Annotated in this window: 10 protein-coding genes; 2 read left to right on the top strand and 8 right to left on the bottom strand. The window is 69.7% G+C overall.

Features of this window, described 5'->3' with window-relative positions; all coding sequences use genetic code 11:
* Positions 1 to 5: 5 nt before the first annotated feature.
* Positions 6 to 1478, bottom strand: coding sequence for a cardiolipin synthase (gene cls / locus ACFVAJ_RS11025; RefSeq protein ID WP_376944033.1), 1473 nt, complete (start codon positions 1476 to 1478; stop codon positions 6 to 8).
* A gap of 234 nt (positions 1479 to 1712) precedes the next feature.
* On the opposite strand from cls, the gene ACFVAJ_RS11020 reads away from it, so the two are divergent.
* The gene (locus ACFVAJ_RS11020) at positions 1713 to 2033 is read left to right on the top strand and encodes a DUF3467 domain-containing protein (protein ID WP_376944031.1); all 321 of its coding nucleotides are present in this window, start codon (positions 1713 to 1715) and stop codon (positions 2031 to 2033) included.
* 88 nt (positions 2034 to 2121) lie between these two features.
* Here ACFVAJ_RS11020 and ACFVAJ_RS11015 read toward each other — a convergent pair whose 3' ends face one another.
* The 3 genes from ACFVAJ_RS11015 to ACFVAJ_RS11005 form a co-directional block, all read right to left on the bottom strand.
* Complete coding sequence (locus ACFVAJ_RS11015) at positions 2122 to 2754, bottom strand: glyoxalase (protein ID WP_376944029.1); 633 nt, start codon at positions 2752 to 2754, stop codon at positions 2122 to 2124.
* Between the two features lie 106 nt (positions 2755 to 2860).
* Positions 2861 to 3709 carry an EamA family transporter gene (locus ACFVAJ_RS11010; protein ID WP_376944027.1) on the bottom strand — a complete coding sequence of 283 codons (849 nt, stop codon included), beginning with the start codon at positions 3707 to 3709 and terminating at the stop codon, positions 2861 to 2863.
* The gene (locus ACFVAJ_RS11005; RefSeq protein WP_376944025.1) at positions 3706 to 5910 is read right to left on the bottom strand and encodes an alpha-galactosidase; all 2205 of its coding nucleotides are present in this window, start codon (positions 5908 to 5910) and stop codon (positions 3706 to 3708) included. The genes ACFVAJ_RS11010 and ACFVAJ_RS11005 overlap by 4 nt, the downstream gene beginning before the upstream one ends.
* A gap of 47 nt (positions 5911 to 5957) precedes the next feature.
* Here ACFVAJ_RS11005 and ACFVAJ_RS11000 point away from each other — a divergent pair, with 47 nt between their 5' ends.
* A complete protein-coding gene (locus ACFVAJ_RS11000; protein WP_376944023.1) occupies positions 5958 to 7004 on the top strand; it encodes a LacI family DNA-binding transcriptional regulator in 1047 nt (348 codons plus the stop codon).
* A 35-nt stretch (positions 7005 to 7039) separates the two neighbouring features.
* Here the strand turns inward: ACFVAJ_RS11000 and ACFVAJ_RS10995 are convergent, their stop codons facing one another.
* The 4 genes from ACFVAJ_RS10995 to ACFVAJ_RS10980 form a co-directional block, all read right to left on the bottom strand.
* Positions 7040 to 8827, bottom strand: coding sequence for a beta-galactosidase family protein (locus ACFVAJ_RS10995; protein WP_376944021.1), 1788 nt, complete (start codon positions 8825 to 8827; stop codon positions 7040 to 7042).
* Positions 8828 to 8906: 79 nt separating this feature from the next.
* The gene (locus tag ACFVAJ_RS10990; protein WP_376944020.1) at positions 8907 to 10235 is read right to left on the bottom strand and encodes an ABC transporter substrate-binding protein; all 1329 of its coding nucleotides are present in this window, start codon (positions 10233 to 10235) and stop codon (positions 8907 to 8909) included.
* Positions 10236 to 10327: 92 nt separating this feature from the next.
* Entirely contained in the window at positions 10328 to 11275 is a 948-nt protein-coding gene (locus ACFVAJ_RS10985; protein ID WP_376944018.1) for a carbohydrate ABC transporter permease, read from the bottom strand.
* Positions 11272 to 12249, bottom strand: a complete 978-nt coding sequence (locus ACFVAJ_RS10980) for a carbohydrate ABC transporter permease (RefSeq protein WP_376944016.1) — start codon at positions 12247 to 12249, stop codon at positions 11272 to 11274. Before ACFVAJ_RS10980 ends, ACFVAJ_RS10985 begins: the two co-directional genes overlap by 4 nt.
* Between the last annotated feature and the right edge of the window lie 107 nt (positions 12250 to 12356).

Raw genomic sequence — 12356 nt, 5'->3', positions numbered from 1 at the left:
GGTCGCTACTGCAGCGCTGACGTCAGCCGCGCCACCCCATCCAGGAACGTCGCCGTCGCCGGCTCCTGCTTCCACTCGTCGAGCGTGAGCTCACGGCTGATCGAGCGGTATCCCTCCTCGACCGCGCGCATGTCGCGCACGAACGAGGCGCCCCGCACGAGCATCGAGATCTCGAAGTTCAGGTTGAACGAGCGGATGTCCATGTTGCTCGACCCGATGACCGCGACGTCGTCGTCGATCGAGAGGTGCTTCGAGTGCAGGATGTACGGGCCGGGGTACTGGAAGATGCGGACGCCCGCCTCGAGGAGCGGCGTGTAGTACGAGCGCTGGGCGTGCCACACCGAGCCCTGGTCGCCGATCTCCGAGACGAACAGCTGCACCTCGAGGCCGCGGTAGCGGGCGGAGGTGATCGCGTACATCATCGCCTCGTCGGGCACGAAGTAGGGGCTCGTGATGATGACCTTCTCCTGCGCCGCGTTCACGAGCGAGAGGAAGAGCCGCAGGTTGTTCTCCTGTGCGAACGACGGGCCGCTCGGCACGATCTGGCAGACCAGCGCCCCGGGGCCGCCCTCGGCTTCGACCTCGGCAGCCGGCACGTGGGCGGTCTCGACGAGCGACTCCCCCGTCTCCATGTACCAGTCCGAGCAGAAGACGGCGTTCACGGATGCCACGACGGGACCGGTGACGCGGGTGACGAGCTCCTGCCACATGAGTCCGCGCTTCTGGTTCTTCGGCGAGTCGTAGTCGCGCGAGATGAGGTTCTGCGATCCGGTGAACGCGACGCGCCCGTCGACGACGACGAGCTTGCGGTGGTTGCGCAGATCCGGCCGCTGGAACTCGCCCTTGAACGGACGGACCGGCAGCATGTAGTGCCACTCGAGCCCGATGCGGTCGAGCTCGGCGGCGGTCGCGTCGCTCACGGTCACCCGACGGGATGCCACGTGGTCGGCGAGCAGCCGCACCGTCACGCCGCGCGCCACCGCGCGCTCGATGGCGGCGAAGAACTCGCGCGTGGTGTCGTCGAAGGCGACGATGTAGAACTCGATGTTGACGAAGTGCCGGGCCGTGTCGATCTCGGCGGCCATGCGGTCGATCGAGGCCCGGTAGTCGCCGATGAGCTCAGCACGGTTGCCGCCCACGGCGGGCAGGGCGGTGAGCACCCGGCTCTGCTCGGCGATCGAACTGAAGGCGGCGGGCCACTCCGACTGGCCGTCGACCGCGGGGAGGCCGGCGGTGCGGGCCGCGATCTCGGCGTCGATCTCGCGCTGGCGCTCGATGCGCTGCTTCGGCAGGCGCACGTTGCCGATGAGGAGGTAGAGCGCCACACCCACGAACGGGATGAGGAAGACGGCGAGCAGCCACGCCATCGCGGCGGTCGGCTTGCGGTCGCGCGGGATGACGATGAGCGCGATGATGCGGATCGTCCAGTCGGCGACGACGAGCGCGATGGTGGTGACGACGGCGGGATCGATGTTCATGAGCGCGCGCTCTCGACGGTGTCGCGGGGCATGGTCCTCCTCGAACGGTGCCGCCCGGCGGCCGACTCGCCGTCAGGTCGGATCGGCTCAACGATAGCGACGATCACGCGCCCTGCTCGGGATTCGCGCGGCGACGCGCGGCCTCCGGACGCGGCCTCGCTTGTCGCACCCTCGGTGGTCGACGAGAATGCGACGACGACGAGTCACGTCGCCGAGCGATCGCGAAGGAGCACCATGACTGACGAGCATCTCCCGCGCCGATTCCAGATCGATCTGCCGGCCGACCGCGCCGAGGGCGTGTTCGCCGACTTCGCTCGTGTCTGGCACACGCCGAACGTCTTCGTCATGGACTACGTCGCACTGACGCAACCGCCGACCACCGTCGAAGACCCCGACGGGACGCGCGCCGTCGCCGTGCCCGGTCAGATCGTGAGCCGGATCCGCCTCCCACCCGAGCAGGTGTTCGAACTGGCCAAGGCGCTCACGCAGCAACTGGAGGCGTGGGAGCAGGAGACCGGGCGCAAGCCTCCCGAGCGGCCGCTGTTCGACGGCTGAACCGATCGACGAACTCCCGGCGCGGCGGGATGCACGCGACGACGCGCGGTGCCGCACTCCGGCACCGCGCGTCGCAGCAGTCGGGGGCTCAGCGCTCGGCGGGCTCCCACTCGAATCCGTCGGGGTCTGTCACGGTCGAGCCGCCGCCGACGAGGACGAGGCGGTGCGAGCCCGAACCCTCCTCGGGCACGCCGGCGTCCTTCGCGAGCGGGCCACGCCGGTAGAGGCCGAGCTGGATCGCGCCCGCCTGGTTCTCGAACTCGACGTAGCTGCGGCCGAAGCTCTTGCCGACGCGGAAGCCCTGCTCGACGTAGAAGCGCTTGCTCGCGAGGATGTCGTCGCCGCCGAGCAGCAGCACGATCCGCTCGATCTCGCCGGTGTCGGGCGCGGTGTCCTTCTTCGCGGAGGTCGCGATCTTCCAGACGCTGCCGTCGGGCGCCTGCACGACGCCACCGATGCCCCACATCGACTTCGCGACGGGCTTCACGACGGTGGCGCCGGCGGCGACCGCCGCGTCGACGAGGCGACGCACGGCGGCGGGCTGCGAGACCACGAGCGAGGCCATGTATCCGCGGAACCCGGTGGACGGCGAGTCGGTCGCACGCACGCGGATGCGGCGACCGAGACCGAAGGCCTCGGCGTAGAAGCGCTCGGCGGCGGCCGGGTCGGCGGCCTCGATGATGATGGAGTCGATGGCGGTGGATGCGGTGATCGTGTTCATGTCGTTCACGCTATTTCCGGGCCCTCGCTGGCCGCTTCTCGATTCCTGACCGATCGCCGCGCGGGCTGGAGGCGACGCCGGACGAGACCGGGGCCGCCCCGCCCGGTCACCCCCCGAGCCGGATCGCGACGATGCCGGCGACCGCGCACGCCGTCGCCGTCATACGCCACCGGCTGAGCGGCTCGCGGAAGACGAGGTAGCCGATCGCGCCGGCCGCGAGCACCCCGGTCTCGCGGAGCGCCGAGACGACCGCGAGCGGGGCGAGCGACTGAGCCCACACGACGATCGTGTAGGCGGCCAGTGAGAGGATGCCGCCGAGCGCGCCCATCGGCGCGTGGCGCCGCATCCCGCGGAGCATCTCGGTCGTGTCGCGCGAGAGCACGAAGCAGACGAGCGGGATCGTGATGCCCTGCAAGAGGAACAGCCACGACGCATAGCCGAACGGCTCCCCCGAGAGTCGCACGCCCATGCCGTCGATCACCGAGTACGCCGTGATCGTGACGCCCACCGCGACGGCCATGAGCGTTCCGGCCGGTCCGCCGCGCTTGCCCATGGGCGACCACGACAGCGCGAACAGCGCGACGGCGACGACCGCGACGCCCGCCATCTGGGCCGGCGTCATCCGCTCGCCGAGGAAGATCGTCGAGATGAGCGTGATGCCGAGCACGGCGATGCCGCGGGTGAGCGGGTAGGTGCGGCCGAACTCGGTCTTCGCGTAGGCCGCCGTCAGCAGCACGAGGTACGCGGTCTGCACGGCGGCCGAGAGCAAGAGGTACGGCCAGACCTCCTGCGGCGGGAGCGGGAAGATGAGGCATCCGATCGCCCCCACCACCAGGTAGACCGAGCCGATCAGCGCCGAGGAGACCAGCCGGGCCGGAATCGCCTTGGCGATGGCGTTCCAGCTGCCGTGCAACAGCGCCGCCCCGAGGACGGCAAGGACGATGCCGCCGCTCACGCGGCGGAACCGGGCGAGTCCTGCCCGTCGACGCGGTCGACGCGCAGCAGCACCGCCTGCTCGGGACGCAGCCTCGGCATCACGACGCCGATCGCGCCGAGCGCGGCACCGTTCAGCTCGATCGGCCCCTCCTCCCACCACGGCGCCGGGTCGGCGCCGTGCGGGAGGCCGCCGACGAGCGCCGGCTCCACCCGGTAGACGGCGTTCGGCGCGAGACCGGGCAGACGGATGCGGCCGGGGCTCGCCACCGATGCCCGAGCGAGCGACACGTACGCGAACAGGGCGGCTGAGGCATCCGCCGCGACGACGCCGTTGACCGAGATCGTCGTGTCGGGGTGATCGAGCCGCACGAGCTCCCCGCCGTGCAGCAGCTCGCGGTTCGCCTTGTGCAGACTGATCCACTCGCCGAGCTCCGCGAGCTCGGCGGCGTCGGCGGTACGTAGGTCCCACTCCACCCCGAGGTGCCCGAACAGCGCGGTGATCGCGCGGAACGAGAGGGCGTGGAGCCGATTGGTGATGTGCGAGGCCCCCGAGGCGATGTGGGCGCCCATCAGCTCCGGCGGCACGAGCTGGGTCGTCCAGCGGTTCGCCTGCTGCCGGTCGATCGGGTCGTTGTTGTCGGAGACCCAGATGCGGTCGGTGCGGTCGACGGCGCCGAGATCGACCCGGCCGCCGCCCGACGAGCACGACTCGATCTCGAGCCCCGGGTAGCGCTCCTTCAGCTCGTCGACGAGCCGGTAGTAGGCCAGGGTCTGCTCGTGCACGCTCGGCCGCCCGGTCGACTGCGTGCCCGCGTCGACGAGGTCGCGGTTGTGATCCCACTTGATGTACGCGATGTCGTACTCGTCGAGGATCGCGCACATGGCGTCCCTGACGTGGGCGTACGCCTCGGGGATGCCGAGGTTCAGCACCTGCTGGTGCCGCGACTCGACCGGCATCCGGCCACCGGTCGCCATGATCCACTCGGGGTGCGCCCGCGCGAGCTCGGAGTCGAGGTTCACCATCTCGGGCTCGAACCAGAGGCCGAACTGCATGCCGTGGCCGCGCACGCGGTCGACGAGCGGGTGCAGCCCGTCGGGCCAGACCTCGCTCGAGACGGTCCAGTCGCCGAGGCCGGCGCGGTCGTTGCGGCGGCCGCCGAACCATCCGTCATCGAGCACGAACCGTTCGATGCCGAGCTCGGCCGCACGGTCGGCGAGCTCGACGAGCGTGTCGACGTCGTGGTCGAAGTAGACCGCCTCCCAGACGTTCAGCGTCACCGGCCGGGGCGAGCGCGGGTGCTGCGGGCGCGCACGGAGGTGACGGTGCATCCGCCTCGCCGAGTCGTCGAGGCCGGTGCCGTAGATGCCGTAGACCCAGGGGCTCTCGTACCGTTCGCCGCGCGCCAGGCGGACCTCGCCCGGCAGCAGCAGCTCACCGCCGCCGAGCAGTTGCTCGCCGGTCAGCACCAGCTCCACCTGGTGCACGTGGTTGCCCGACCATGCCGTGTGCACACCCCAGACCTCGCCGTGGTCGAAGCCGAATCCCGGCGTTCCCACGGAGAGGATCATCGCCGAGTCGAGCCCGGTGCGGCCGCGCCGGCCCTCGCGCCGGTGGGCGCCGACGGTCATCGCCCGCCGCTGGGGTGCGCGCTCCCCCGCCCAGCGGCCGGCGAAGTCGAGCACCTCGCTCGCGATGGCGGGGGTGGGCAGGCAGAGCAGGAGGTCATCGAGCTGGTACGGCAGCTCGCCGAGGTTCTCGACCTCGGCGCGGGTGCGCACGACGCCGGCCTCGCTGAGCTCGACGGTGAGCGTGAGGGCGAGCTGTGCCGCGTCGTCGACCGCCGTGACGACGAGCGAACCCGCACCGCGGTTCAGGACCCCGGCGTCGGATGCCACGTCGAACACCGTGCCGTCGAGGCTCGCCGAGGTCACGCGCCAGATCGGCGACCAGGCCGTCCCCTCGCGCGAACCGCTCAGCCCGGGGCGCCCCATCCAGCCGCGGGCGTGCTCGGGGAGGATCGCGATGCGGACGGGCTCGTCGACCTCGCTCGGTGCGACCGGCAGGACGCTGCTCGCGAGGAGCGCGGAGTAGCCCGCACCGTCGAGCTCGCCGCAGTCGGCGCCCCAGTGCACGACGGCGGGGAGGCCACCGCCGAGGTCGAGCACGAGTGCGACGTCGCCGGCGCGCATCACGACGCCGGAGTTGGAGATCGGGGTCATCATCGGATTCCTCTCAGGGGTGGCTTCAGAGTAGTGTTTACGTCACCATGACGGTTGAATCGAACATTCTGTCCGGAAGCGCGGCGCCGCGGGCACGCGCTTCGATCAACGACGTCGCCGTGCACGCCGGCGTCTCGGCCCAGACGGTCTCGCGGGTCGCGAACGGGCAGAGCAACGTGCGACCGGCCACGCGCGACCGCGTGCTCGCCTCCATGCAGGAGCTCGGCTACCGCCCGAACAGCGCGGCCCGCAACCTGAAGTCGGGCCGTTTCCGCAGCATCGGCGTCGTGACCTTCAACCTCGAGACGCTCGGCAACGAGCGCACGCTCGACGCGGTCGCCGAGTCGGCCGCGGCCGCCGGGTACACGACCACGCTGATCCCGGTCGCCGACCCGACGCAGCTCGAGGTCGCCGGCGCGTTCGGCCGGCTCGAGGAGCAGGCCGTCGACGGCATCATCCTCATCATGTCGGCCGAGATCGGCTCGCCCGACGAGCTCAAGCTGACCGCGGGCCTGCCGCTCGTGATCGTCGACTCCGACGCGACCCAGCCGTACACGATCGTCGACACCGACCAGGAGCAGGGCGCGCGCCTCGCCACCGAGCACCTGCTCGGGCTCGGCCACCGCGACATCCTGCACGTCTCGGGGCCGGCGAGCTCCTTCTCGGCCCGCCGACGCGCCGACACCTACCGCCGAACGATGGAGGCGGCGGGCCTCACGCCCCGTCCGGTGCTCATCGGCAACTGGACCGCGGCCGCAGGTCTCGCGCTCGGCCGCGAGATCACCGCGTCCGAGCATCCGCCGACCGCCGTGTTCGCGGCCAACGACCAGATGGCGCTCGGCCTCCTGCACGCCTTCCACGAGCAGGGCTGGTCGGTGCCCGACTTCATCAGCGTCGTCGGCTTCGACGACACCGACGACGCCGCCGCGTACTGGCCCTCGCTGACGACCGTCCACCAGAACTTCGACGAGGTCGGCCAGCGGGCGACGACCGTGCTCATCTCGATGATCGACGGTGAGCCCGCCCCGGCGAACAAGCTGATCCCGACCCACCTCGTGGAGCGGGACAGCACCGGGCCGGCGCGCGGCGCGTAGCGCCGATCGCGCCGGGCGGCGCTGCGTGGGGGCCGTCACGCCTCGGTGGGACCGAGGTCGGGCCGGGCGGCGAAGCGCACGGCGGCGGCGGTCGCACCGACGGTCTCGAACACGAGGATCTCGTTCTCGCCGGCACGCACGACCGGCGCGGGCACGTAGTGCGTGCGCTGCGGGCCGCGGCTGCGGTAGCGGCCGAGGTTGACGCCGTTGACCCGGACGATCCCGGTGTTCCAGCCCGGCAGCTCGATGTGGAGGTCGGTCGGCTCGTCGAGCGTGAAGACCCCGATGGCGAAGATCGGTCCCGACAGCGGCACGGCCCCGGCCGAGCCGGCCTCGCCGCTCTCGCCCGTCTCGATGCGCGGCCCGGCCGCGAGCACCTCGCGGATGGGATCGAGGTCGTCGAGCATGACCGCACCCGCCGTCCACTCGGTGAGCGGCACCCCGTCGAGCGTCGCGGGGGCGATGAGCCCCTTCGCCTCGCCGAGGCGCGAGCCGTAGTTCACTCCCCCGAGGTTCTCGACGAGCACCGTGAGCTCGCCGCCGTCGCCGTCGGGCAGCGGCAGCACCCGTTCGTGGAGCTCACGATCGAGCACGCCGACGAGCGCACCGTCGAGGAACACCTGGGCCCGGTCGCGCACCTCGCCGAAGCTGAGCAGTCCGCCGTGCTCGATGCGCGTCGAGTAGCACATGAAACCGCGGGTCGAGCCGAACTCGGCCCCGACCGGCAGGTGGTCGAACCGCTGCGCGGCGATGATCGGCATCTGCCAGAGCGACGCGTTCCGGTCGAGGTCGACCTCGAGCACCGGGGCATCCGTTCGCTCGGCCGGCACCTCGGCGGGCACCGGAGCGTACTTCGCGATGACCTCGCGGAACCGCCAGAACTTCTCGGTCGGCGTGCCGTCCTCGGCGAGCGGGGCGTCGTAGTCGTACGACGTCGCGATCGACCGGTAGGTGCCCTTGTCGTTCGCACCGGACGTGAATCCGAAGTTCGTGCCGCCGTGGAACATGTAGATGTTGACGGATGCCCCCGCCGCGAGCATCTCGTCGAGCTCGCGTGCGGAGTCCTCGGCCGAGGTGACGTGGTGGATCTCGCCCCAGCTGTCGAACCAGCCGCACCAGAACTCGGAGCACATGAGGGGGCCGGTCGGCTGGACGCGGCGCAGCGTCGCGAGTCGCTCGGCGGCGCGTGAACCGAACGAGCCGGTGCGGTGCAGCTCGTCGAGGCTGCCGTGCTCGAGCATCTCGTCGATCGGCTGGTCGACGGTGGTCAGCGGCACGTCGATGCCGTGCTCGCGCGTCAGCTCGGTGAGCCGGCGGAGGTAGTCCTTGTCGGCGCCGTACGCGCCGTACTCGTTCTCGATCTGCACGAGGATCACCGGTCCGCCGTGCTGGATCTGACGAGGCCGCACGATCTCGTAGACCGCGTCGAGGTATTCGCCGACGGCTTCGAGGTACGCGGCGTCGTGCGATCGGAGCACGATCGACTGGTCGGAGACGAGCCACGAGGGCAGCCCGCCGTCGTGCCATTCGGCGCAGATGTAGGGGCCGGGGCGCACGATCGCGTGCATGCCCTCGGCGTGGACCAGGTCGAGGAATCGCGCCAGGTCGAGGTCGCCCGAGGTTCGGAACTCGCCGCGCGTCGGGGAGTGCTCGTTCCAGGGCACGTACGTCTCGATGGTGTTCAGGCCCATGAGCCGGGCCTTGCGGATGCGATCGCTCCACTGGTCGGGGTGCACCCGGAAGTAGTGCAGCGCGCCGGAGAGCACGCGGAACGGCGAGCCGTCGAGGAGGAAGTCGGTGTCACCGATGGAGAAAGTGGGCATTCGCTGATCCTGTGTCGAGAAACGGACCGCGGGGCAGCCGCCGTGACGGCGACTGCCCCGCGGAGTGTTGCGTGTGCTGCTACTTGTTGACGCTGAAGCCCTGCTCGTTGCCGAACTCGACGAGGGTGTCCTGCCACTCGACGAGCGCGGCGTTCAGGTCGCCGTCCGAGCCGAGCGCCTTGCCGACCGAGTCGGTGAAGACGTTGTTGGCGTAGCCCTGGTAGGGCAGGTACTGCCATCCCTCGATGACCGACTCCGACGAGAGCGCGCCCTGCTGGTTGGCGGGCTGGCCGGCGTAGGAATCGAACGGGAAGTCCAAGAACTCGGGGTTCTCGAGGTCGGCGACCGTCGACGGGAAGCCGTTCGCGTTGACCATCTCGCGTCCTTCGCCCTCGGCGAGGTACTTGAGGATGCCGGCTGCCGCGGCCTTGTTCTCGCTCTGCGAGCTGACGGCGAGCGCGCTGCCGCCGTTCTCCGCCGAGGCGGGCTGGCCGTCCCACGAGGGGATCTGCGCGACGCGCCACTTGCCGAGCGTGCCGTAGTCGTTCATGCCGCTGATCATCCAGGAGCCCATCATGAGGGTGCCCAGCTTGTCCTGCGTGAGGGCCTTCGACCACTCGTCCGACCAGGTCGGAACGCCGGAGAGCTCGCCGGCGTGAAGGCGCTCGTTCCAGAAGTCCGCGAACTTCTTGGTGCCCTCGTCCTGCAGGTCGATGGTGATGTTCTCACCTTCGGTCTTGAAGGGCTGACCGCCCGATGCCCAGATCATGCTTGTGAAGAAGCCCGCGTCGCCGCTGTTCGCGATGTAGGCCTCGGGGTCGTAGGCGTGGATCGCGGCGGAGGCCGCCGCGAACTCGTCCCACGTGGCGGGTGCCTCGGTGATGCCGGCCTTGTCGTAGAGATCCTTGTTGTAGATCATGACCATGGGGCCGGAGTCGAGCGGCAGGCCGACGAGCTGGTCCTGCACGTTGACGGCGTTCCACGTCGATGCGGTGAACGAGTCGGCGTAGTCGCCGAGGCCGTAGGGGGTCAGGTCGGCGAGCGCGTCGCCGAGGGCGAGCTGCGGCAGCGTCTGGTACTCCACCGGCACGAGGTCGGGGGCGCCCTTGCCGGCCTTGATGGCGTTCTGCAGCTTGGTGACCGCGGCGTCGGGGTTCTCGAGCTTGACGACGTCGAACGTGACGTTCGGGTACACCTTGGAGATGGCGTCGGCCTGCTCCTGGGTGCTGTCGCTCCAGGTCCACCAGGTGAGCGTGACGTCTTCCTTCAGCGCTGCATCGGTGTCGGTCGAACCGCTGTCGGCGCCCGGCGCTGCGCCACTGCAGCCAGCGAGCACTCCGACGAGCAGCGCACCGGTGCCGACGACGGCTCCGAGTCGCGCCCATCGGCGAGGGGTGATTCGTTCCATGAGTGTGATTTCCCTTTCTTGGTGTGGGTCTTCGGTACGGGTTGTGGTGCAGGTCGGGGGTGTGGTGCGGGTTCCGAGGCGGCGAGGCCGGGCTACTTGACGCTTCCGGCGGTCAGGCCCGACTGCCAGTAGCGCTGCAGGTAGAGGAAGGCTGCGGAGATCGGGATGACCGTGAGCAGCGAGCCCGTGATGACGAGGTTCGGGATGGGGTCGGTGCCGACGCCGCTCGCCTGCGCCGACCACTGGGCGAGACCGACCGGCAGCGGGTACCAGCGTTCGTCGCTCAGCATGATCAGGGGCAGGAAGTAGTTGTTCCAGGTCGCGACGACCGCGAACATCAGCACCGTGATGAGCGCGGGGGCCAGCTGGCGCAGCGAGATCTGGAAGAAGATCCGGATCTCGCCCGCACCGTCGAGGCGGGCGGCCTCCATGAGCTCGTCGGGGATCGCCTCGCGGGCGTACACCCACACCAGGTAGAGGCCGAAGGCGCTCACCATCGAGGGGATGACCACCGACCACGGCGTGTTGGTGAGACCGAGGTTGCTGAACAGGAGGAACTGCGGCACGGCGAGCACCGAACCCGGGATGGCCATGGCGCCCAGGATGACGGCGAACACCCACTTGCGACCGGGGAAGTTGTACTTCGCGAGCCCGTAGCCGGCCAGGGTCGCGAGCAGGGTCGCACCGCCGGCCCCGAGTACCACGTACAGCACGGTGTTCCCGAGCCAGCGCAGGAAGATTCCGTCGGCGTAGGTGAACGTCTCGGCGATGTTCTGGAAGAGGGCGAACTCGCCGCTGAACCAGAAGGCGAAGGAGTCGTAGAGCGAATCCATCGTCTTGGTCGAGTTCACGACGAGCCACCACAGCGGCACGAGGCAGTAGAGCAGCATCGCCGTCATGAGGATGCCGAGCGTGATGGACGCACGCTTGTGCCGGGGGTTGCGGGCGGACCGCTTCACGACCGCGCGGGGCGGCAGGGCGCCGCTCGCGAGCCTGCTGGGTGCGCGGCCGGAGCGGACGCCCGATTCGACGGCGCTCATGCGTTCTTCTCCTTCTTCTCGCCGCCGAGCTGCACGAGGTAGGCGACGACCATGGTGATGATCCCCGAGACGATGGCGATCGCCGCGGCGTAGTTGAACTGCGAGCCCGTGAACGACAGGTTGAAGGCGTAGAGGTTCGGCGTGAAGTACGAGGTGATCGAGTTCGGCGCGATGGTCTGCAGGATGGAGGGCTCGTTGAAGAGCTGGAAGCTGCCGATGACCGAGAAGATCGTCGCGATGATGATGGCGCCGCGGATCGACGGGAGCTTGATCGAGAAGATGGTGCGGAAGGCTCCGGCGCCGTCGATCTCGGCGGCCTCGTAGAGCTCGTGCGGCACGGCCTTCAGCGCGGAGAAGAAGATGAGCATGTTGTAGCCCACGAACTCCCACGTCACGATGTTGCCGATCGACATCATGATCAGGTTCTCGGCCAGCGGGGAGGGCAGCTCGACGCCGAAGAACCGGTTGATGTCGGCGACGAGACCGAACTGCGAGCCGTACATGTAGCCCCAGATCATCACCGCGACGACACCGGGGACGGCGTACGGCAGGAAGATCGAGAGGCGGTAGAACGGCACCCAACGCAGGCGCGCGCTGTCGAGGGCGAGTGCGGCGAAGAGCGCGAGGCAGAGCATGATCGGCACCTGCACCAGGAGGAAGATCGCGACGCGCAGCATGGCGTCCCAGAACTTCGGGTCGACGAGGGCCTTCGCGTAGTTCTCGAGCCCGACGAAGGAGTTGCCGCCGATGAGGGTCTCGCGGAAGAGGCTCAGGTAGATCGCGTAGACGAGCGGCGCGATGAAGACGAGGGCGAAGACGAGCATGAACGGCCCGACGAACCACCAGCCCGACCAGTTGCGGCGGGCCTTCTTCCGGCGGCGGCCGGGCGTCTCGGCGGCCTTCGCCGTCGAGAACGCGTACGTCTCGGTCGAGACACCGACCGGTGGTTCTGCGTGCACGTGGGCCACGCTCATCTGCGGCCTGCTTCCGCGCCTCGGGTGGGCGACTTCTTCGTCATGCGCGTACGCACTCCTTCGTGAATGTTTGCGTTCCCATCGCAGTATAGGCGAGAATGATGTTT

It is taken from the genome of Agromyces sp. NPDC057679, assembly GCF_042799635.1.
Classification (GTDB): Bacteria; Actinomycetota; Actinomycetes; order Actinomycetales; family Microbacteriaceae; genus Agromyces.
This window is presented reverse-complemented; position numbering and strand designations above follow the sequence as displayed.

Excerpts from the sequence above, each read along its gene's own strand:
- cls (WP_376944033.1), bottom strand. The coding sequence starts at position 1,478 with ATGAACATCGATCCCGCCGTCGTCACCACCATCGCGCTCGTCGTCGCC.
- ACFVAJ_RS11020 (WP_376944031.1), top strand. The coding sequence starts at position 1,713 with ATGACTGACGAGCATCTCCCGCGCCGATTCCAGATCGATCTGCCGGCC.
- ACFVAJ_RS11015 (WP_376944029.1), bottom strand. The coding sequence starts at position 2,754 with ATGAACACGATCACCGCATCCACCGCCATCGACTCCATCATCATCGAG.
- ACFVAJ_RS11005 (WP_376944025.1), bottom strand. The coding sequence starts at position 5,910 with ATGACCCCGATCTCCAACTCCGGCGTCGTGATGCGCGCCGGCGACGTC.
- ACFVAJ_RS11000 (WP_376944023.1), top strand. The coding sequence starts at position 5,958 with ATGACGGTTGAATCGAACATTCTGTCCGGAAGCGCGGCGCCGCGGGCA.
- ACFVAJ_RS10995 (WP_376944021.1), bottom strand. The coding sequence starts at position 8,827 with ATGCCCACTTTCTCCATCGGTGACACCGACTTCCTCCTCGACGGCTCG.
- ACFVAJ_RS10990 (WP_376944020.1), bottom strand. The coding sequence starts at position 10,235 with ATGGAACGAATCACCCCTCGCCGATGGGCGCGACTCGGAGCCGTCGTC.
- ACFVAJ_RS10985 (WP_376944018.1), bottom strand. The coding sequence starts at position 11,275 with ATGAGCGCCGTCGAATCGGGCGTCCGCTCCGGCCGCGCACCCAGCAGG.
- ACFVAJ_RS10980 (WP_376944016.1), bottom strand. The coding sequence starts at position 12,249 with ATGAGCGTGGCCCACGTGCACGCAGAACCACCGGTCGGTGTCTCGACC.